General features: G+C 65.2%; 16 protein-coding genes. 2 read left to right on the top strand and 14 right to left on the bottom strand.

What is annotated here, in order from left to right; all coding sequences use genetic code 11:
- Window positions 1-98: 98 nt before the first annotated feature.
- Window positions 99-2,744 (top strand): aminopeptidase N, encoded by a 2,646-nt coding sequence (pepN, locus tag HNQ95_RS24710; protein WP_182575510.1) that lies wholly within the window; start codon window positions 99-101, stop codon window positions 2,742-2,744.
- Between the two features lie 234 nt (window positions 2,745-2,978).
- A complete protein-coding gene (locus HNQ95_RS24705) occupies window positions 2,979-5,309 on the top strand; it encodes a PAS domain-containing sensor histidine kinase (protein ID WP_182575511.1) in 2,331 nt (776 codons plus the stop codon).
- 3 nt (window positions 5,310-5,312) lie between these two features.
- On the opposite strand, the gene HNQ95_RS24700 is transcribed toward HNQ95_RS24705, so the two are convergent.
- From HNQ95_RS24700 to HNQ95_RS24635, 14 genes are all read right to left on the bottom strand, one after another.
- The gene (locus tag HNQ95_RS24700; RefSeq protein WP_182575512.1) at window positions 5,313-6,701 is read right to left on the bottom strand and encodes a serine hydrolase domain-containing protein; all 1,389 of its coding nucleotides are present in this window, start codon (window positions 6,699-6,701) and stop codon (window positions 5,313-5,315) included.
- Between the two features lie 138 nt (window positions 6,702-6,839).
- Window positions 6,840-7,292 (bottom strand): EF-hand domain-containing protein, encoded by a 453-nt coding sequence (locus HNQ95_RS24695; protein ID WP_067964310.1) that lies wholly within the window; start codon window positions 7,290-7,292, stop codon window positions 6,840-6,842.
- A 66-nt stretch (window positions 7,293-7,358) separates the two neighbouring features.
- Window positions 7,359-10,322 (bottom strand): bifunctional [glutamine synthetase] adenylyltransferase/[glutamine synthetase]-adenylyl-L-tyrosine phosphorylase, encoded by a 2,964-nt coding sequence (locus HNQ95_RS24690; protein WP_182575513.1) that lies wholly within the window; start codon window positions 10,320-10,322, stop codon window positions 7,359-7,361.
- Entirely contained in the window at window positions 10,323-11,759 is a 1,437-nt protein-coding gene (locus tag HNQ95_RS24685) for an ATP-binding protein (RefSeq protein WP_154384994.1), read from the bottom strand.
- Window positions 11,759-12,433, bottom strand: coding sequence for a response regulator transcription factor (locus HNQ95_RS24680; protein ID WP_067964316.1), 675 nt, complete (start codon window positions 12,431-12,433; stop codon window positions 11,759-11,761). The genes HNQ95_RS24685 and HNQ95_RS24680 overlap by 1 nt, the downstream gene beginning before the upstream one ends.
- Window positions 12,434-12,619: 186 nt before the next feature.
- On the bottom strand, window positions 12,620-14,149 hold the full coding sequence (locus HNQ95_RS24675; RefSeq protein WP_067964319.1) for a Do family serine endopeptidase: 1,530 nt from the start codon (window positions 14,147-14,149) through the stop codon (window positions 12,620-12,622).
- Window positions 14,150-14,266: 117 nt separating this feature from the next.
- Window positions 14,267-14,734, bottom strand: a complete 468-nt coding sequence (locus tag HNQ95_RS24670; protein WP_067964321.1) for a cytochrome c-type biogenesis protein — start codon at window positions 14,732-14,734, stop codon at window positions 14,267-14,269.
- Window positions 14,731-16,716 carry a heme lyase CcmF/NrfE family subunit gene (locus HNQ95_RS24665; RefSeq protein WP_182575514.1) on the bottom strand — a complete coding sequence of 662 codons (1,986 nt, stop codon included), beginning with the start codon at window positions 16,714-16,716 and terminating at the stop codon, window positions 14,731-14,733. The genes HNQ95_RS24670 and HNQ95_RS24665 overlap by 4 nt, the downstream gene beginning before the upstream one ends.
- Window positions 16,717-16,732: 16 nt before the next feature.
- A complete protein-coding gene (ccmE, locus tag HNQ95_RS24660; protein WP_067964325.1) occupies window positions 16,733-17,173 on the bottom strand; it encodes a cytochrome c maturation protein CcmE in 441 nt (146 codons plus the stop codon).
- 3 nt (window positions 17,174-17,176) lie between these two features.
- Window positions 17,177-18,313: a c-type cytochrome biogenesis protein CcmI gene (ccmI, locus tag HNQ95_RS24655; RefSeq protein ID WP_182575515.1), complete on the bottom strand. Its 1,137-nt coding sequence runs from the start codon at window positions 18,311-18,313 to the stop codon at window positions 17,177-17,179.
- A 99-nt stretch (window positions 18,314-18,412) separates the two neighbouring features.
- Entirely contained in the window at window positions 18,413-18,856 is a 444-nt protein-coding gene (locus tag HNQ95_RS24650; RefSeq protein ID WP_182575516.1) for an RT0821/Lpp0805 family surface protein, read from the bottom strand.
- Between the two features lie 105 nt (window positions 18,857-18,961).
- On the bottom strand, window positions 18,962-20,362 hold the full coding sequence (locus HNQ95_RS24645) for an ATP-binding protein (protein ID WP_182575535.1): 1,401 nt from the start codon (window positions 20,360-20,362) through the stop codon (window positions 18,962-18,964).
- 22 nt (window positions 20,363-20,384) lie between these two features.
- Window positions 20,385-21,050 (bottom strand): response regulator transcription factor, encoded by a 666-nt coding sequence (locus HNQ95_RS24640; RefSeq protein WP_067964332.1) that lies wholly within the window; start codon window positions 21,048-21,050, stop codon window positions 20,385-20,387.
- A gap of 66 nt (window positions 21,051-21,116) precedes the next feature.
- Window positions 21,117-21,413 carry a hypothetical protein gene (locus tag HNQ95_RS24635; RefSeq protein ID WP_182575517.1) on the bottom strand — a complete coding sequence of 99 codons (297 nt, stop codon included), beginning with the start codon at window positions 21,411-21,413 and terminating at the stop codon, window positions 21,117-21,119.
- Window positions 21,414-21,550 lie beyond the last annotated feature (137 nt).

Below are 21,550 nucleotides of genomic sequence, written 5' to 3'. Positions count from 1 at the left end.
AGTTTTGCCGAGGGGGCGTTTCGTGTAAAGAGCAGCGGCCGCATATTTATTCTACCAACCTGCGGCCAGCATCCGGAAGTCGACAGGAAGGCCATCACATGCGCACTGATACTGGACAGGTGTTTCGTCTCGAAGACTACCGGCCCAGCGACTACCTGATCCCGAGAACCGAACTCGACTTCCGGCTCGGCGAAGACAGCACCAGGGTGGTGGCGCGGCTGACGATCGAGCGGCGCGCCGGCATCGACAAGCCGGTGCAGCTCGAACTCGACGGCGACGGCCTGACCATGCGCCGCATCGAGATCGATGGCGAAGCCGTCGATGCCGCCGATTTCGACGCGACGCCAGACCGGCTGGTCATCTACAATCCGCCCGCATCCGGCCGCTTCACGCTTCTGATCGAGACCGAGCTGGCGCCGTCGCGCAACGAGGCGTTGATGGGCCTCTACCGCTCCAGCAATGTCTACTGCACCCAGTGCGAGGCCGAGGGCTTCCGCCGCATCACCTATTTCCTCGACCGGCCCGACATCCTCTCGGTCTATACGGTGCGGATGGAGGCACAGCGCACCGAAGCGCCGCTGCTGCTCTCCAACGGCAATCCGGTCGAGCATGGCGACCTCGAAGACGGCTGGCACTATGCCGTGTGGCACGACCCCTTCCCCAAGCCGTCCTATCTCTTCGCGCTGGTCGCCGGCGATCTCGGCTGCATCAAGGACCGCTTCGTCACCGCCTCGGGCAAGCAGGTGGAGCTCGGCATCTATGTCGAGCACGGCAAGGAGAACCAGGCCGGCTACGCCATGGACGCGCTGCGCCGCTCGATGACATGGGACGAGGAGGTGTTCGGCTGCGAATACGACCTCGACGTGTTCAACATCGTCGCCGTGTCCGACTTCAATATGGGCGCGATGGAAAACAAGGGCCTCAACATCTTCAACGACAAATATGTGCTTGCCGACGAAGAGACCGCGACGGACATCGATTTCGCCAATATCGAGGCGATCATCGCGCATGAATATTTCCACAATTGGACAGGCAACAGAATCACTTGCCGCGACTGGTTCCAGCTCTGCCTCAAGGAAGGGCTGACGGTTTTCCGCGACCATGAATTCTCCGCCGACCAGCGTTCGCGGCCGGTCAAGCGCATCGCCGAAGTGCGCACCTTGCGCGCCCACCAGTTCCCCGAGGACCAGGGGCCGCTGGCCCACCCGGTCCGCCCCAGGCGTTATCGCGAGATCAACAACTTCTACACGCCGACGGTCTACGAAAAAGGCTCGGAAGTGGTGCGCATGATCCGCACCATCCTGGGCGCCGAAACCTTCCGCCGTGGCATGGACCTCTATCTCGAGCGCCATGACGGCGACGCAGCGACCATCGAGGATTTCCTCCAGGTGTTCGAGGACGTGTCGGGCCGCGACCTGTCGCAGTTCGCGCTCTGGTACCACCAGGCCGGCACGCCCAATCTGAGCGTGACGACGCGGCACAACGCCGCCACCGCCGAGTTCACCATCGAGGTCGAGCAATCGGTGCCGCCGACACCGTCGGAAAGCCGCAAACGGCTGATGCACATCCCGCTCGCCTTCGGCCTGGTCGGCAGCGACGGCAAGGACATGGCCTATGGCGGCGCCGAGGGCGCAACGGTCGAGTACGGCGTCATCCATGTGCGCAAGCGCAAGCATGTCGTGACCTTCTCCGGCGTCACCGAGCGGCCGGTGCTGTCGCTCAATCGCGGCTTCTCGGCGCCGATCACGCTGAGCATCGAGCAGCGGCCGGAAGACCAGATCTTTCTTGCCTCCCATGACAGCGACGCATTCTCGCGCTGGCAGGCGTTCAACACGCTTTTGACCGACGCGATCATCGCGGCATTCAGGAACTTCCTCGGCGGCAAGCAGCCGAAATTCGGCGCCGAGCTGACAGGACTGGCCGGGCGCATCGCGGTCGACGACACGCTCGAGCATGCCTTCCGCGCTTTGGCGCTCGCTCTGCCCGGCGAGGCCGACATTGCCCGCGAGATCGGCAAGAACATCGACCCCGACGCCATCTTCGCCGGACGCGAGGCGCTGGCACGCAGCATCGCCGAAGCCAATGCAGGCGTCTTTTCGCAGCTTTACGACGAGCTGCTGATGTCAGGTCCGTTCTCGCCGGATGCGGCGAGCGCAGGACGGCGGGCGCTGCGCAACACGCTGCTCGACTATCTCGCGATCCTGCCCGATGGCGCCAAGCGCGCGTCGGCACATTTTGCTTCCGCCACCAACATGACCGACCGGGCTGCGGCCCTTGCCGTGCTGGCACATCGCCATGCCGGCAGCGCGGAAGCCAAGGCAGCACTTGCCGAGTTCGACAAGCGCTATCGCGGCGACCCGCTTGTCATGGACAAGTGGTTCATGATCCAGGCGACGGCGCCGGGCGCCGGCGCGGTCGATGCGGTGCGGGCGCTGACCGAACACCCGGCCTTCTCGATCGCCAATCCCAACCGGGTGCGCTCGCTGATCGGCGGTTTTGCCAGTGCCAACCAGACCGGCTTCCACCGCGCCGACGGCGCCGGCTACACCTTCTTCACCGAGACGGTGCTGACGGTGGAAAAGCGCAACCCGCAGGTCGCGGCGCGGCTGGCAACGGCACTGCGGTCGTGGCGTTCGCTCGAGCCGAAGCGCCAGGCCAAGGCCCGCGATGCCTTGCTGGCGATACAGGCCAAGGAAGGTCTGTCGGCCGACCTGCGCGACATCATCGAGCGCACGCTGGCCTGACCGGGCCGGCTTGCCACCGACATCGCCCGAAATGAGGCGGCTTCCGACACCGGGGGCCGCCGCTTTCATTTGCGCGCTACCACGCCGCCAATTCGTCAGGCTTTTAGTCGAACTTTAATCTTTTTCGCGCCGGCCACTGGACAAGGCGAATCAGCTTTGATTCTTTAGTGACGATTCGGATGTTCGGCGTATTCCGCATCGAGTTACCAGGAAACGGGATTTGGGGAGCCATTTATGGCAAAGGCGGACGCGTGGGGCGCGCCCGATGAGACTGCTATTGGCCGTCGCAGGCAGGCGCGCAGCGCTGGCCTGGCGGGCAATGCACGCCTCATCGCCGAACCCGCATACCGCCGCCTGCTGGCCGCCGAGCCGCTGCTGCGCCGCTCGATCCCGACGCTGATCGTCGTCTTCCTGATCGTGATCGCCGGCACACGCTTCCTGTCGCTGATGGCGCAGCGCGACGACGTCGAGCGCAACGCCAAGGCGATCCTGGCGCTCTCGGCCGGCGAGTTGGTCAACGCGCTGATGGTCGGCGCCACCACCGAGCGGCCGCTTGCCGCCGCAAGCCAGGACCTGCTCGAACGCACCAGCCAGCAAGGCACGCTGAGCCGCAGCCATGTGGTTGCTTTGACCGACCAGAATTTCCGCATCGTCGCCGTCAGCCCGCAGTCGACCGGCTGGCAGGGCCAGGCGCTCGACGGCCTTGTCTCGGGCGGGCAGCCGCTGTTCATGTTCGGCGACCGCGCCGGCGTGATGGAGGTGCGCATCGGCGGCCGGGACTGGCTGGCAGCGGTCAGCATCGCCGACGACAAGCGCGCCGCGGCCGCCGCCATGGTGCCGCAGGATGCGGTGTTCGCCGACTGGCGCAAGACGGTGTCGCTCAATGTCGCGCTGTTCGTGATGACCGCCGGGATGCTGATCGTCATCCTGTTCGCCTATTTCAGCCAGGCGGCGCGCGCCCAGGCCGCCGACGGCATCTATCTGGAGGCGCATGAGCGCATCGACCTGGCGCTGGTGCGCGGCAAATGCGGGCTGTGGGACTGGGACATGGTGCGCGGCAAGATGTATTGGTCGCGCTCGATGTACGAGTTGCTCGGCTACGAGGCCTGCGAGGCGATGCTGTCGTTCGGCGAAGTCGCCCGCATCATCCATCCCGAAGACGGCGACCTGTTCGAACTGGCCAACCAGGTGATCATGCGCGAGGTCGACCATATCGATCGGGTGTTCCGCATGCGCCATGCCGACGGCCGCTGGGTGTGGATGCGCGCCCGCGCCCAGGTTGTCGATCCGGAAGCGCCTGAGATCCAGATGACCGGCATTGCCGTCGACATCACCGAGCAGCGCCACCTCGCCTTGCGCTCGGAGGCCGCCGACCAGCGGCTTCGCGCGGCGATCGAAAACATCACCGAATCCTTCGTGCTGTGGGATGCCAACGGGCGGCTGGTGATGTGCAATTCGAAGTACCAGCACGACAACGGGCTCGCCGATCGCGACGTGCTGCCGGGCACGGCGCGCGAGGAGATCGAGGAGCGCATGGTCGCTTTCGCCTCCGAGCGGCGGCTGGCCAATGCCAACGGCCCGCGCGGCGGCGCCACCTATGAGCGGCAGCTGGCCGACGGTCGCTGGCTGCAAGTCAACGAGCTCACAACGCGCGATGGCGGCATGGTGTCGGTCGGCTCCGACATCACCCAGATCAAGCAGCACCAGGACAAGCTGATGGAGAGCGAGCGCCGGCTGATGGCGACGATCCACGATCTCAGCCTGGCGCGGCGCTCCGAGGAAGAGCGCTCGCACGAACTGGTCGAGCTCAACCGCAAATACATGAAGGAAACCGAGCGCGCCGAGGCGGCCAACCGGGCCAAGTCGGAATTCCTCGCCAACATGTCGCACGAGCTGCGCACGCCGCTCAATGCGGTGATCGGCTTCTCCGAGCTGATGGAAGGTCGCCTGTTTGGCCCGATGGGCTCGCCGCGCTACGAGGAATATGCCCGCGACATCAACTCCAGCGGCAAATACCTTCTGGGCGTCATCAACGACATCCTCGACATGTCGAAGATCGAGGCCGGCCAGTTCTCGATGGACCGCGAGGAGATCGATCTCTGCCCGCTGATCCGCGAGACGGTCCGGGTGGTGTCGCTGCAGGCGGCACAGAAGTCGATCACCGTGGAGACGCAGATCGCCGACTCGATGACGCTGTTCGCCGACCGCCGCGCGGTCAAGCAGATCGTCATCAACCTCTTGTCCAACGCGGTGAAGTTCACCGGCGAAGGCGGACGCATTTCGGTGCGGGCGCGCAACGCCTCGGGGGCGCTGACGCTGTCGATCGAAGACAATGGCTGCGGCATTCCCAAGGACGCATTGGGCAAGCTCGGCCGGCCGTTCGAGCAGGTGCAGAACCAGTTCTCGAAGAACCATGCCGGCTCGGGCCTCGGCCTCGCCATTTCTCGTTCGCTTGCCGAACTGCATGGCGGCGCGCTGAAGATCCGCTCGACCGAAGGCGTCGGCACCATCGTGTCGGTGCGCATCCCGGTGAAGAAGGTCGAGCGCCTGGCCAAGGCCGCCTAAGCATCACGGCATTTCAGGCAACCGCGCCTCGATGAACTCCAGCGGCCGTGTGCTGGCAGGCGGATCGAGATTGGACAAGGACACCAGCACATAACCCAGCTTGGGGAACACATGCAGGTCCCCGCTCATGCCCGGCGCGCCGCCATTGTGGCCAAACCCCTTCCAGTTGCCCTCGCCGACAACCGCGAAGCCAAGGCCGAACATCTGGACCTGCGTGCTGGTCGCCTGATCGAGCATGTTCTTCGAGATCAGCCTGCCCGTCTGCAGCGCGTCGACGAAACGCCAGAGGTCGCCGACGGTCGAATAGCCGCCGCCGGCCGGGGTTCCGCGCCAGGGCAGCGTGGCCGTGTTGGGCGCAAGCCTGCCGCCTTCATTGAGATAGCCGGTCGCGCGACCGGGGACAGTCTCGCTTTCCGGCAAAGAGCCCGTCGATGTCATGCCGGACGGCTCGAAAACGTTCTTCTCGACATAGTCGTCATAACTCACCCCGCTGACCTTCTCGATCAAGGCGCCGAGCAGGATGAAGCCGTAGTTCGAATAACGCTGCGTGGTGCCGGGCGCAAACAGCGGGGCGCGCGTACCATAGAGCGCGATGTAGTCGGCAACAGCTTTGAGCTTGAGCCGGTTACGGTCGAATTCGGGACCGAAGATATCTCCGGTGCCGCCGGTGTGGGTCAGCAAATGGCGAACGGTGACCTTCCGGGCAATGTCCTTGTCGGGATAGTCGCTGAGATGTTTGCCGACCGGGTCGTCGAGGCCGAGCCTGCCGGCTTCGACGAGCTGCAGGATTGCCACCGCAGTGAACATCTTGTTCATCGAGCCGATGCGGAATCTGGTATCGACCGTCACCGGCAGGCTGCGCTCGCGGTCGGCCAGACCCCAGGCTTTCTCCAGCACGACCTTGCCGTCCCTGGCGACCAGCACCGCGCCGGAAAAGCTGTCGGCAACAGTCGCCTCGTCCTGGCGTTTGACAAGTGCTGCGAGCGCCTCCGTCAAGGACAGGCGCTTGGGGCCCAGACCAGCCGGCGGCGCCACCGGGTCGAGGCGAAAGCCCGTCAGTTTGTGTTCCGAGCCGTCGCTCAACGACAGCTGCAACCGGGCAAAGCGGTCGCCGGCCTTTTCCCGGAGAATGGCGGTGAGCGCGGTGGCGTCGCTGGTCTCGACCTTGACCAGTTCGAAGCCGCCCGTCTGGGCGCGCAAGACAGCCATGCCGGCGATCGGGTCGCTGGGCCGATAGGCGCGGTCGAATGCCTCGGCCTTGGCCGCATCGCCGCTGTTGAACGCCTCCAGCAGTTCGGCCAGCACCTTGCCCGCCGGCGTCGGCGGCAAGGCCGATTGCGCCAAGGCGCCGGTAACAATGAACATCGAGAGAATGGCGGCGATCCAGCCCATGACGGGTCCTCCTGTGCAGGAGGCAAGCAGAGGCCGGCTTGATTGCGACAAGGTTGCGCGAAGCCGTGTCCGGACAAAACAAAACCTCCCGGAGAGGCAATCTCCGGGAGGTTTCTCAGCTCAGGTCAAGCGTCGACGTCAGCGCTTGCCGTCGCGGCCATGCCAGCCGCGAACCGGCATCTCGTCCTTGACGATCTTGCCGTCGTCATTGCGGTCGAGCAGCGCAAACAGCTTCTTCTGGCGCCCTTCGATCTCGGCCTTGGTCAGCTCGCCATCGCCATTGGCGTCGAAGCGCTTGATCAGGCGCGCGGCCATGCGCTCGGCGCGCATACGCTGGATCTGGTCCGCCACCTCGGCAACGGTGATCTTGCCGTCGGTGTTCTCATCGGCGTCCAGCAGCCGGTTGTTCATGGCGGCCGCGAACTCCTCGAAGGTGACGTCGCCGCTCTTGTCGGCATCGGCCCTTTCGAAGCGCATCTCAGGCTTCATGTTCTGGCCGCGCGGCCCTTGCCCGTTGGCGGCAAAGGCTGAGGTTCCGGCCGTGCCCGCGAGGGCGAGAAAGGCGATCGCGATCCTTGTTGACGTGTTCATGGGGTTTCTCCTGTTGCATCGACACCCCCGATGCTGATCGAAGTGCTCATGCGGCGTCCCATCGCCTCATTTGCCCTTCGCACGGAGCAGAAGGTCAAAGTGGCCCCTGACCTTTTGCGACGTCTCCTTGAGATGTGCCTCCAGCACGCTGAAATCGGGAAGGTCGGTTGCCGCAAGCAAAAGGTCCGACAATCCCGGCGGAACGTCGTTCCGCTCGAACGCACCGGTGAGACACAGCCTCGTCATCTGCGTGATCGCCTGATAGAGCCCGTAGGCATCGATGAGATCCTGCCGTACCTGCGCATCGGCAAAGCCAGGCGCAAGCCGGTGCAGCGTCTCGGCCGTTCCGGTGGCGTGGCCTTGGCCCTCGATCCGGCCGGTCAGGACCGCGACCTGAGCGATGAATTCCAGGTCGATCAGCCCGCCGGGCACAAGCTTGATGTCCCAGAGATCGTGCGGCGGCTTTTCGTCCTCGATCATCTCACGCATCTCGCGGGCCTCGGTCATCACCTTGGCGGCATCACGCGGCAAGGAGATGATGGCCGCGACCTCGGCTTCGACCTCGGTGCAGAGCGAGGCGTCGCCGGCGATCGGGCGGGCGCGGGTCAGCGCCATATGCTCCCAGGTCCAGGCTTCGCCGCGCTGATATTTGCGGAATGAGTCGATATGGGTGGCCACCGGCCCCTTGTTGCCAGAGGGGCGCAGCCGGAGGTCGAGCTCATAAAGCACGCCTTCGGCCGTCGGCGCGGACACCGCAGCGATCAGGCGCTGGGTCATACGCGAGAAATAATGCGACGGCGCCATCGGCTTGTCGCCGTCGGACTCCTCCGCGGTCTCGCTGTGGTCGTAAAGCAGGATCAGGTCGACGTCGGAGCCGGCGGTCAGTTCGCGGCTGCCGAGCTTGCCCATGCCGAGGATCGCCACCCTGCCGCCGGCAACCTTGCCGTGGCGGCGGGCGAATTCGGCCTCGACGGCCTCGAGCGCCGCTCCGACCGTCAGGTCGGCGAGATCGGAAAAAGCCTTGCCGGCACGGGCGGAGTCGATCGCGCCGGCGAGCAGGCGCACGCCGATCAGGAATTTCTGCTCGGCGGCGAAGATGCGCAGGCGATCGAGCACCTCCTCATAGAGCCGGGTGCTTTCGAGGAAGGCCGCCAGACGCGCGGCAAGATAGGCGCGGTCGGGCAGTTCGGACAGCAATGCCGGGTCGAGCAGGCCATCGAAGACATGCGGCCGGCGGGTGATGATGCCGGCCAGCCGGGGGGCTGCGCCCATGATTGTGGCTAGCAGTTTGAGCAGGGCCGGATTGGACTGGAGCAGTGAAAACAGCTGGATGCCCGCCGGCAGGCCGGCGAGGAACTCGTCGAAACGCATCAGCGCCTCGTCGGCGCGGCGGGTCTTGCCGAAGGCTTCGAGCAGTGCCGGCGTCAGTTCGGTCAGGCGTTCGCGCGCCTCGGCTGACTGGGTGGCGCGGTAGCGGCCGAAGTGCCAGCTGCGGATGACGCGGCAGATGTCGGAGGGGCGCTGGAAACCCAGCTGGCGCAACGTGTGCAACGTGTCGGGATCGTCGACGTCGCCGGTGAAGACCAGATTGCCGACGCCGGAAGAGAGTTCGGGTGCCGCCTCGAACAGCGCTGCATAATGGCGCTCGACCTCCTGCAGCGAAGCGCGAAACGCCTTGGAGAAGGCATCCGCATCGGCAAAGCCGAGCATATGGGCGATGCGCTGGAGGCCTTCGTCGTCCTCCGGCAGCATGTGGGTCTGCTCGTCGGCGACCATCTGGATGGCGTGCTCGACGCTGCGCAGGAACCAGTACTGCCGTTCGAGCGCGTCGCGCGCCTCGGGCGTAATCCAGCCGCGCAAGGCAAGCTGCGTCAGCATCGGCACCGTCGCCTTGCCGCGCAATTCAGGGAAGCGGCCGCCGGCGATCAGCTGCTGGGTCTGGACGAAGAACTCGATCTCGCGGATGCCGCCGCGGCCGAGCTTGACGTTGTGGCCCTTGACCGCGACCTCGCCATGGCCCTTGTGGGCGTGGATCTGGCGCTTGATCGAATGGACGTCGGCGATCGCCGCGTAATCCATGTATTTGCGCCAGACATAAGGCTGGAGCTCCTTGAGGAAGGCCTCGCCGGCTGCGATGTCGCCCGCCACCGGACGCGCCTTGATCATCGCGGCGCGTTCCCAGTTCTGGCCGCGGCTCTCGTAGTAATGCAGCGCGGCCAGGACCGGAATGGCGAGCGGCGTCGAGCCGGGATCGGGACGCAGGCGCAAATCGGTGCGGAAGACATAACCGTGCTCGGTGCGGTCCTGCAGGATGCGGACAAGCCGCCGGGTGAGCCGCGCGAACAGCTCCGTTGCTTCATACGGGTCGGCAATCGCCGGCGCCTCGGGGTCGAAGAACACCACAAGGTCGATGTCGGAAGAGAAATTCAGCTCATGGGCGCCGAGCTTGCCCATGCCGAGCAGGATCCAGCCGGAGCCGACAGTCGGGTTTTCGGGATCGGGCAGCTTGAGCTTGCCCTGGCCATGGGCGTCGCGGAGCAGGAAATTTACCGCCGCACCGGTGCACAGGTCGGCCAGGTCGCTCAGCCGGCGCACGCTATCCGCTGCACTCGCCTCGCCCGACAGGTCGGCAAGCGCAATCAGGAAATGCGCCTCGCCCTTGAGCCGGCGCAAGCGCATCATCAGGGCGTTTTCGGCGATGCGGTCCTCGAACGGGATAGCGGCAATCGCGATGCCGATGTCTGAAAGCCGCTGTTCGATAGTCTGGTCGAACAGCCTGTCCAGCATCTCCGGCTGGCGTCGGGCGCTGTCGCGCATGAATTCGGAAAGATCGAAGACGGCAGCGAGAAAGGACTGGGCCGGGCCTTTCGCCTTGAGGAACGTGGCCAGACGGTCGAGCCCCTCCTCCTTGGCCGTGCCGGCAAACTCCGCCAGCTCGTCTTGCGCGCGTGCCGGATCGAGCGGGGCGACGGTGCTTACCGGCTCCAGGCGCCACTCGATCGCTGTCTTCTTGGCGGCCTCGATCTTCATCTATGCGTCCTTCGATCCGGGAAAGCCCATCAGGACCGATAATCCGGGATTGCCGGGCAGAAGATCAAGCCGCCCATTGTGAAACTTCATCACCGCCTTGGCGAGGCTGAGCCCGAGGCCCGAGCCCGGCTGCGAGCGGCTCTTTTCCAGCCGCACGAAGCGTTCGATGGCGCGCGCCCGATCGCCTTCGTCTGGAATGCCGAGGCCGTTGTCCGACACCTGCAGCCTGACTTCGTCGCCGTCGCGCTGCAGGGTGACGCCGACATGCGGCTTTTCGACCGCGCCAGCCGAGTATTTGATGGCGTTGTCGATGATGTTGGACAGCGCCTGAGCGATCAGCTCGCGATTGCCGTTGACGACGACCGGACCGGCGACGGACGACTCTAAGCCAACGCCCAGTTCCTCGGCGACCGGCTCGTACAGTTCGACGACGTCGTGAACCACGGCGGCGAGATCGACCTTGTCGGTGGATTCGGCGGAGTAGCCGGCCTCGAGGCGCGAGATCATCAGGATGGCGTTGAAGGTGCGGATAAGCTGGTCGGACTCGGCAATGGTGCCTTCGAGCGCCTCGCGATAATCGGCGCCGGTCTTCTTGCCCGACAGCGCCGCCTCGGCGCGGTTGCGCAGGCGCGTCAGCGGGGTCTTCAAATCATGGGCGATGTTGTCGGAGACCTGCTTCAGCCCATCATTGAGATGGGCGATGCGGGCCAGCATGGCATTGAGGTTTTCCGAGAGCCGGTCGAATTCGTCGCCGGCGCCTGTCACCGGCAGGCGGCCGCTGAGGTCGCCGGCCATGATGCGGCGGCTGGCCTCCGAGACGCCGTCGATGTGCTTGAGGGCGCGGCGGCCGACGAAATACCAGATCAGCAGCGCGCCGAAACCCATCATGGCCAGCGCCAGCATCAGCGAGCGCTGGATCACGTCGCGGAATCGTTCGGGTTCGCCGAGGTCGCGGCCGACCATCAGGATCATCTGGTTGGGCAGGCGCAGCACCACCGCGATGGCGTTGTGGCCGACCTCGGTCGGTGTTTCCGTCTCGGCAGACTGGCGCCTGCCGGCAGCTTCGCCGTAGCGCTCATAGGAAAAGGGCAGTTCGGTCCAGCCTTCGCGCTGCAGCACGCCCGGCTGGATGCTCTGGACGTTGCCCGACAGGATCTGGCCATTGGGGTCGGCAAGCAGATAGAGGTTGGCGCCGGGCTGGCGCGAACGCTGCTCGACCACGCGTACCAGCACCGGGATGCCGCCGCGCTGGTAGCCGCGGGCAAGGCCCTGGACCTCTTCGTTGATGGTTTCCTGGGTCTGGACCATCAGCATGCGTGCCGACAGCGACGTCATGTAGAAGACAAGCAGCACCGCGCAGAGGGCGAAAAGCAGGAGGTAGAGCGCCGAAAGGCGCGCTGCGGTCGTCTTCATGATGGCCGGCAGCCTGAATGCCATCAGCCCGCCTTGAGCATGTAGCCGGCGCCGCGGATGGTGTGCAGGATCGGCTTCTCGAAGCCCTTTTCGATCTTGCCGCGCAGGCGCGAAATGTGGACGTCGATGACGTTGGTCTGGGGGTCGAAATGATAGTCCCAGACGTTTTCGAGCAGCATTGTGCGCGTCACCACCTGGCCGGCATGGCGCATCAGATATTCGAGCAGGCGATATTCGCGCGGCTGCAGCACGATCTCCTGCGCAGCGCGCCGCACCGTATGCGACAGCCGGTCGATCTCGAGATCGCCGACCCGGTAGAGCGTCTCGGATTCACGCGTCGGCGCGCGCCGGTTGAGCACTTCGACACGGGCCAAAAGCTCCGAAAACGCATATGGCTTGGTGAGATAGTCGTCGCCGCCGGCGCGCAGGCCGGTGACCCGGTCGTCGACCTCGCCGAGCGCCGACAAGATCAGCACAGGTGTCGTGTTGCCGCGCGAACGCAGGCCGGCAATCACCGAAAGACCATCGCGCCGCGGCAACATGCGATCGACGACGAGCACATCGTATTCGGCAGCATCGGCAAGGGCGAAACCTGAATCGCCATCGCCCGCGACATGGGCGGTGTGGCCGGCTTCCGCGAAGGCCTTCTGCATGTAGTCGGCGGCCTCACGGTCATCTTCGATGACAAGAATCTTCATGCCGTCGTTATACGCGATTTTGCGGGATGTCAGAGGCGACATGTCGTTTCCTCTCAACGTGAAAGCGGCAGCGGGCTGATGGGAGTCCGCTGCCGCCGGGCCGGAATAGAAGACTGACAGACTATCCGGCCGTCATCTCCCGTCATGCGGTCGGGGGTGATGAAACCACGCGACGGGAGCGACCGATCAGCCCTGGTTCAGCGGCAGGGCGACGAAGCGGTTGGAGTCTTCGCGGCTGATCTGGAACAGCACCGCCTTGCGGCCCGCCTTCTCCGCCTGGTCGAGCGCCTTGGTGACGTCGGCCGCCGACTGGACCTCGACAGCGTTCACCGCGGTGATGACGTCGCCGGCCTGGATGCCGCGATCGGCGGCGTCGCTGGAGGGATCGACGTCGGTGATGACAAGGCCTTTGCCATCCTCCGAGCGGGTCACGGTCATGCCGAGATCGGCCAGCGTGCTCGGCTCGGATGGCGATGCCGGCTGGTCGGCGGAGGCCTTCTTGTCGCCGCCCGGGATTTCGCCGAGGTCGACCTTCAGCGTCTCGGCCTTGCCGTTGCGCCAGACAGTGATGTCGACCGACTTTCCTGGCGTGATGCCGGCGATGAGGCGCGACAGTTCCTTCGGCGAGGCGACGTCCTGGCCGTTGACCCCGGTGATGATGTCACCGGCAGCAATGCCCGCCTTCTTGGCCGGGCCGGCGTCCTGGGCGCTTGCAACGAGCGCGCCCTTCTCGTCCTTGAGACCGAGGGACTCCGCGACATCGGCGGTGACCGGCTGGATTTCCACGCCGAGCCAGCCGCGCTGCACGCTGCCGTTCTTCATCAGATCCTGCACCACCTGCTTGGCGGTCGAGGCGGGAATAGCGAAGGCGATGCCGACATTGCCGCCCGAGGGCGAGAAGATGGCGGTGTTGATGCCGACGACTTCGCCGTTCAGGTTGAAGGCGGGACCGCCCGAATTGCCGCGGTTCACCGCAGCGTCGATCTGCAGGAAGTCGTCATAGGGGCCGGCACCGATGTCGCGGCCACGGGCCGAAACGATGCCGGCAGTGACGGTGCCGCCGAGACCGAACGGATTGCCGACGGCGACGACCCAGTCGCCGACACGAACCTTGGCGTCGTCGGCAAAGCCGACATAGGTGAACTTGGTGCTGGCATCGACCTTGAGCACGGCGAGGTCGGTGCGCGGATCGGTGCCGATCAGCTTGGCGTCATATTCCTTGCCGTCATTGGCGACGACGGTATAGGCGGTGCCGTCCGAGACGACATGGTTGTTGGTGACGAGATAGCCGTCCTCGGAGATGAAGAAGCCCGAACCCTGCGCCACCGGCCGCGGCTTCTGGCTGCCGTCGCGACGGTTGAAGCGCGGACGGTTCTGGTCGCCATAACCATCCTGGCCGAACTGACGGAAGAAACGCTTCAGCGGGTGGTTGTCGGGGAGATTGTCAAAACCCTGCTGGTCGGAGAAAGGCGACATGCCACGGTCGGAAGCCGGATCGATCCGGGCCTTGACCTGCACGCTGACCACGGCCGGCGAGACCTGCTGGACGACGTCGGCAAAACCGGGCGCCTGGGGCGCTTCGACGCGCACGGCCTCGGCATAGACGGGCGCGGTTCCGCTGGTGACGGCGCCGAGGCCGATCGCGCCCGCCAGGGCGACGGATGCGGCGGCAGCCATGAGACGCTTGCGAGAACGCGAAAGGGGGGTGGTGCTCATTGTCTCTGATCCTCTTGAACAGGATGCCGGGGTGCGCATCCGTTGGTTCAAGAGATAGAGGAGCTCACATTACGCGATCATTTCCGAAGCATGAAACTTTGGTAATGTTGACGTGGCTCAGGCGTCCTTGTTCAGGATCGCGTCGAGTGCTGCCTGCTCGTCCTTTGTCAGGCCGGCCGGCTCCTGCCTGCGCCGCGAGCGGGCCTGCAGGACGACAAAGGCGCCGCCGCCGAGCAGCAACAGCACCGGCGTGCCCCACAACAAGGCATTGCGTAGATTGAACTGCGGCTTGAGCAGCACGAACTCGCCATAACGCGAAACGATATAGGCCATCACCTGCTCGTCGCTGTCGCCGGCCAGCAACCGCTCACGCAGCAGCACGCGCAGGTCGCCGGCCAGTTCGGCATCGGATTCGTCGATGGACTGGTTCTGGCAGACCATGCAGCGCAGCTCTTCCGAAAGCAGCCGCGCGCGCGCCTCGAGCTTCGGATCGGCGAGCATTTCGCTGGGCTTCACCGCAAGCGCGGTTCCCGCAAACAGCAGTGCGGCGACAAATCCGGCAAGCGCCGCCAGCCGGGTCTTCATGGCGTCACCGCAGCTGGTTTGGCGGCGGACTTGCGCCGCGCCGGCGCGCCCACCCGCAGGCGGCGGTCGAGCAGCGAGACGAAGCCGCCCAGCATCATGACAAGCGATCCGCCCCAGATCAGCGTCACCAGCGGCTTCCACCAGACACGCACGACCACCGAGCCGTCTCCCGCTTCATCGCCGAGCGAGATGTAGAGCTGGCTGAGCCACATCGTCTTGATGCCGGCCTCCGTCGTCGGCATCTGCCGCACCGGATAGAAGCGCTTGGACGACATGATGACATCGCTCGGCTGGCCATTGATGCCCAGCAGGGAGAAATGGCCCTGATCCTCGGTGAAGTTGGGTCCACGCACCGGCGTCAGCCCGTCGAAGCGCAGGCGGTAGTCGGAGATCTCAACCACCTGCCCCGGCTTCATGACAAGGATCGCTTCCTTTTCGAAGGAGAGCACGCCGACGATGCCGAGCAGCGTCAGGCCAAGGCCGAGATGGGCGATCGCCGTGCCGAACACCGAGCGCGGCAGGCCGACGAAACGGCGCAGCGCCATCCTGGGCGCGACATTGCCGATGCCGGCCTTCAAGGCGAGGTCGGTGAGCGCGCCGAGCACCAGCCAGGCCGAGAGACCGGCGCCGAGGGCGGCGAAGACGGAGGCGCCGTCGATGAACAGGTAGGTCACCAGCACCGCCAGCAAGGCAGCACCAAAGGCAAACATCAGCCGCTGCGCCACGGCAAAGACATCGCCGCGTTTCCAGGCCAGCAACGGACCAAATGGCACGACGACCAGCAGCGGGATCATCAGCGGGCCGAAGGTGAGGTTGAAGAACGGCTCGCCGACGGAAATCTTGTCGCCGAACAAGGCTTCGACGACCAGCGGATAGAGCGTGCCGATCAGCACGGTCGCAGTCGCCGTGGTCAGGAACAGATTGTTCAGCACCAGCGCGCCTTCGCGCGAGATCGGATGAAAGATGCCGCCGGCCGCAAGCTGCGACGCCCTGAAGGCAAACAGCGCCAGCGAACCGCCGATGAACAGCGTCAGGATGCACAGGATGAACACGCCGCGGCTCGGGTCGCTGGCGAAGGAGTGGACCGAGGTCAGCACGCCCGAACGCACCAGGAAGGTACCGAGCAAGGACAGCGAAAACGTCAGGATGGCGAGCAGCAGCGTCCAAATCTTCAGCGCCGAGCGCTTTTCCATGACGATGGCCGAGTGCAGCAGTGCGGTGCCGGCGAGCCAGGGCATGAAGGACGCGTTCTCGACCGGGTCCCAGAACCAGAAGCCGCCCCAGCCGAGCTCGTAATAGGCCCAGTAGGATCCCATGGCGATGCCGCCGGTCAAAAACACCCAGGCGGCAAGCGTCCACGGCCGCACCCAGCGGGCCCAGGCCGCGTCTATGCGGCCTTCGATCAGGGCTGCGACCGCAAAGGAGAAGCAGACGGAAAAGCCGACATAACCGAGATAGAGCAGCGGCGGATGAACGGCGAGGCCGATGTCCTGGAGGATCGGGTTGAGGTCCTTGCCCTCGATCGGCGCCGGCACGAGGCGGGCGAACGGGTTGGAGGTGATCAGGATGAACAGCAGGAAGGCCGTGCCGATCCAGCCCTGGACGGCGAGCACATTGGCGCGCAGCGTGGCCGGAAGGTTGCTGCCGAAGGCCGCGACCAGGGCGCCGAAGAAGCTGAGGATCAGCACCCACAACAGCATCGAGCCTTCGTGGTTACCCCAGGTGCCGGTGAACTTGTAGATCAGCGGCTGCAGCGAGTGCGAATTCTCCCAGACATTGGCGACCGAGAAGTCGGACTGGACATAGGCCATGGTCAAGGCGGCGAAAGACAGGGCGATCAGGGCAAAACCGGTGACGGTCACCGGACCGCCGACAGCCATCAGCCTGGTGTCGCCCTTATAGGCCCCGTAAAGCGGGACCAGCGACTGCACCAGCGACAGGGCGAACGCCAGGATAAGCGCGAAGTGACCCGTCTCGACCATCAGCGCTGCCCGCCATTCATTGCGTCGTTTCCTGCCATACACCCTTTGCCTTCAGGCTGTCGGCGACTTCCTTGGGCATGTAGTTCTCGTCGTGCTTGGCCAGCACACTGTCGGCGATGAACTCGCCGTCGGGGCCAAAGCTGCCTTCGGTGATCACGCCCTGCCCCTCGCGGAAGAGGTCGGGCAGGATGCCTGTATAGCGCACCTTCACCGTCTTTTCGGAATCGGTGACGCCGAACTCGACCTGGGTGCCCTGCCCGCGCAGGATGCTGCCGTTCTCGACAAGGCCGCCGAGGCGAATGCGCTGGCCGGGCTGCAGGGTCGCCGTCTGCAGGTCGGCGGGCATGTAGAAATAGGACGCCTTCTGGCCAAGCGCGTAGAAGGTCAGCGCGGTGGCGGCGCCCAGGAAAGCCAGCGCGCCCGCGATCACCGAAAGCCGTTTTTGCTTGCGCGTCATCGTCTACTCCGTGACATCAAGGCCAAGCGAGCCTGCAAGTTCGGTCAGCTTGCGGCCGTCCTCGCTGTCGCGGCCCAGCGCCGCATAGGCGCGGCCGAGCGCATCCTGCGCCAGATCGGTCTTGCCGAGCACCTGGTATGAACGCACCAGCCGGACCCAGCCTTCCGGATCGCGCGGGTTCTGGCGCAGCTTTTCGTCCAGCGTCGCCACCATGCCCTCGATCATCGCCGTGCGATCGCCCGACGACATGGATGCGGCGGCGTCGATGTCGTCCTGGCTCGGTGCAGGCGCGCCGGCGGCCTCCTTGACCGGTGCGGTACGCACCTCGGCCTGGGCTATCGCCTGCTCGGTTGCCGCACGCCACGGCGAGTCGGCAGGCAGGCTTGCAGCCAGCAGCCGCCAGGCAGCGGCGGCGTCTGAAATCTTGCCCTCCTGGGCGAGCGCCAGCGCCAGGAAATAGCGCGCCTTGGCATCGGCGGGCTCGAGCTTGAGCGCGGCCTCGAAGGCGAGACGCGCGTCCGACGTGACGATGCCGCCCGCGGCGGCGGCAATCGCCTCGCCGAGGCCGGCCTGGCGCGCAGTGGTCGAGCCGAGGATGCGGATGGCGTTGCGATAGGCGGTGACGGCGTCGTTGGCGCGCCCGATCCTGAGATAGACAGGGGCGAGCACGTCCCAGCCGCGGCCGTCGGACGGATTGGCCACCAGATGCGCCTCGGCGCGGGCAATCAGCTCGTCGACCGAGCTGTCCGCCGGTTTCTGCGACAGGCGCGCGCTCAATGGCTGGGAGGGAACGGTGGGCGAGCCGATCGCGGTGTAGACGCCCCAGCTCAGCAGCGGCACGGCCAGCACGGCGATCATGCCGACGAGACGCGGTCCGAGCTGCGATGCCTTCTTTGGCTCGCGCGCATTTTCGGCATCCAGCCTGATGATCCGGCGCGCGATCTCGGCGCGGGCCTGTTCGGCATCCGCGGCAGCAATCAGCCCGCGCGCCGCATCCCTGTCGACCTCGCCAAGCTGGTCGCGATAGACTTCGAGGTCATGGCTGGCATCGTCCCTGGCCCTGGTCTGCCGCGTCAGCGGCAACAAGACCGCAAGGCTTGCACCAAGCGTCAGAACAGCGGCTATGATCCAGAACAGCATGTCACCTAAATAGCCAGCAGCCTCCAAGCTGCCAACATCTCCGTGCTGCGGCTTATTGACGGTTCGAACGCCCCTGCCAAAGCAACAACACGTGAAGACTTAGGTCAGCGGCGTCCAGCTTCCATCAGCATTGCGGCAGGCCGTGCCGCGCGCGATCAACGGCGTGCCGGTGGTGAACACGGTCTGCGAATACTGGCGGCAGTCCTGAGAGCCGACGCGATAGGGCTGCGCGGCCACGACTTCGCCGGAACGATCGCCGCCCTTCCAGGCGACCGCCTGTCCACCCTGGCCATATTCCAGCGCGCGGTACTCGGCTTCCAGCGCCTTGCGCCGGTCGTCGCCGTTCAGGCCATTGCCGATCGTGCCGCCGATGAGGCCGCCATCCATGGCATTGATGATGCGCGTGGCAACCTTGCCGCTCGAGCCATCGTCACCGCCGCCAAGCGCCGGCACCACGCCGCCACCGCTGCTCAAGCTGGTGGTCGTGCAGCCTGAGCCGGCAAGCAATCCCGCAACCAGTGCTACCTGAAGTGTCCTGCTCATCACCGGTCCCGAATTTGCGTCCGCTTACAAGGGCTTGGCGCCGCGTTAGATTGCATCTTTGGCCGAAATGGGGCCGATTCGGCCAGCCATTTCTCCTGCTATTCCCTACTGGACGCCGCGCAACTCGACGACGGCCTTCAATCCGCCCATCGTCGAGCGCTCGAGCCGAAGCGTGCCGCCATATTCCTTGACCAGATCGGCGACGATCGCCAGCCCGAGGCCGGTACCCGGCTTGGTCTCGTCGAGGCGCTTGCCCCGCTGCAACGCCTCGCGCGCCTTGTCCTCCGGAATGCCCGGACCGTCGTCCTCGATCAGGATCGAAAAACGTGGCGGCTCCTCATTCACCGGCTCGGCCGCTTCGACTGAAATCCTGACCGCACTGTGCGCCCATTTCATCGCGTTTTCGAGCAGATTGCCGACGACCTCCTCGAGATCTTCGCGTTCGCCGGCGAACACCACCTCGGTCGCCGGCAAGTTTAGTGAAAACGCCGTCCCCCGCGAGAGCTTCTCCATCACCCGCACCATGCGCTGGAGCAAAGGCGCCACCGGCGTGCGGTAGACCACGCTTTCGCGCTGTGCGGCCACCCGGGCGCGCTGGAGATAATGGTCGATCTGCTTCTGCATGGCGGTGGCATGGTCGGCGAAAAGCTGCCCCTTGGGCCCGCCCAAGGCGCGGCCCTCGTTCAGCATCACCGCCAGAGGTGTCTTCAGCGAATGCGCCAGGTTGCCGACCTGGGTCCGTGAGCGCTCGACGATGCGGCGGTTGTTTTCGATCAGCGCATTGGTTTCGTTGGCGAGCGGCTGGATCTCGGCGGGAAACCGCCCGGTCAGGCGCTGCGCCGTGCCTTCTCGCACCATGGCCAGCGCGTTGCGCACGCGCGCCAGCGGCTGCAGGCCGAGCAGGATGGCGATGGCGTTGATCGCGATCATGCCGAGGCCGAACAGCGAGAGATAGGTGAACAGGCGCCATTCGAAGCCGCTGATCTCGGCTTCGAGCTCGGAGCGGTTGCCCATGACGCGGAACCGCGCGATGCGGTTCTGCGCATCGAGCACGAACTCGGTCTCGAAGACCTCGAGTTCCTCGCCGACGATGCCGGCGACGCGATAATGGCGCTGGAACTCGGCGTTGAACGGCACGTCGGCGACGTCAGGCGATGTGACCGGCTCGGTCATCGACGACGACCTGAGCTGGCCGACGAGGCCCTTGGACACCGGCTCGACAGACCAGTACCAGCCCGATTCAGGCTCGGAGAACCTGAGATCGCCGAGATCGGGGCCGCCGGTCAGCGTGCCGCTGTCCGAAACGCCGACAGAGCCGATGAGATTGAACAGATGCGCCGACAACAGGCTGTCGAAACCACGCTCGCTGGTCTGGCGGTAGAGCGAGCTGATGACGGTGAAGATCAGGGCAAAGGCGAGGATCGCCCAGACGGTCGAGAACGCGATGACGCGAAACGCGAGGGAACGAGGTCCGAGCCCGAGTGCGTAACGCTTCCAGCGCCCCAGTCGTTTGGCCAGCTGTTCCGCCTTACGCCTCCGGCTCGCGCATGCGGTAGCCCATACCGCGGACGGTTTCGATCATGTCGATGCCCATCTTCTTGCGAAGACGCCCGACAAACACCTCGATCGTGTTGGAATCCCTGTCGAAATCCTGGTCGTAGAGATGCTCGACAAGCTCGGTGCGCGAGACGACTTCGCCCATATGGTGCATCAGATAGGCAAGCAGCCGGAACTCATGCGAGGTCAGCTTGAGCGGCACGCCGTTGACGTCGGCCTTGGAGGCCTTGGTGTCGAGCCGGAGCGGCCCGCAGGACAGTTCGGACGAAGCATGGCCGGCGGCGCGGCGGATCAGCGCCCTCACCCGCGCCAACACTTCCTCGATATGGAACGGCTTGGTGACGTAATCGTCGGCGCCAGCATCGATGCCGGCAACCTTGTCGCTCCAGCGGTCGCGCGCCGTCAGCATCAGCACCGGCATCTTGCGGCCCTCGCGGCGCCAGCGCTCGACGACGCTGATGCCGTCCATCTGCGGCAGGCCGATATCGAGCACGATGGCGTCATAAGGTTCGGTGTCGCCGAGGAAATGCCCCTCCTCGCCGTCAAAGGCCTTGTCGACGACGTAGCCGGCATCGGTCAGCGCCTCGGAGATCTGGCGGTTCAGGTCCTTGTCATCTTCGACGACGAGTATGCGCATGCGGTTTTGCGACCAGTGAAAAGATGATGGAGATATAGGCGATTCCGGAGTTGCGGGAAATCCAGACTAGTCGGCCGGCACCACGACCTCGACGCGACGCGGACGCTGGCCGTCCTTGGCCGGCACCAGCACCACGATGACGCAGACCGACTGGCCGCCCTGGTTGGATTCGGACGCCCGCGCCAGGGTGCCACCATGCTCGTCGGCCACTTGCTGGCCGATCGAGTAGCAATCCGCGGCAGCCACGAGATATTCGCCACCTTCCGCCGACGGCATCGGCGCCGCTGCCGCCGAGGTGGCAAACAGGCCAAGCGCGCAGACCGCAGTCATGGCAGGCCGGAATATGGAGCGAAGCGTTTTCATGGCAGGATTTCTAATACGCCAGTGCTGAACGTGGAATGAACAATGAATTCATGCAAACACGCGCATATGCAAGTCTGCTCATTCTCGCCGATCCGCCCTTTGCCGACATCCGGGCAAAGATCGCAACCGGCGCCGGA

It is taken from the genome of Aminobacter ciceronei (assembly GCF_014138625.1).
In the GTDB taxonomy this organism is placed as follows: Bacteria; Pseudomonadota; Alphaproteobacteria; order Rhizobiales; family Rhizobiaceae; genus Aminobacter; species Aminobacter ciceronei.
The sequence above is the reverse complement of the archived record's forward strand: the minus strand, read 5'-3'. Positions and strand labels throughout refer to the sequence as shown.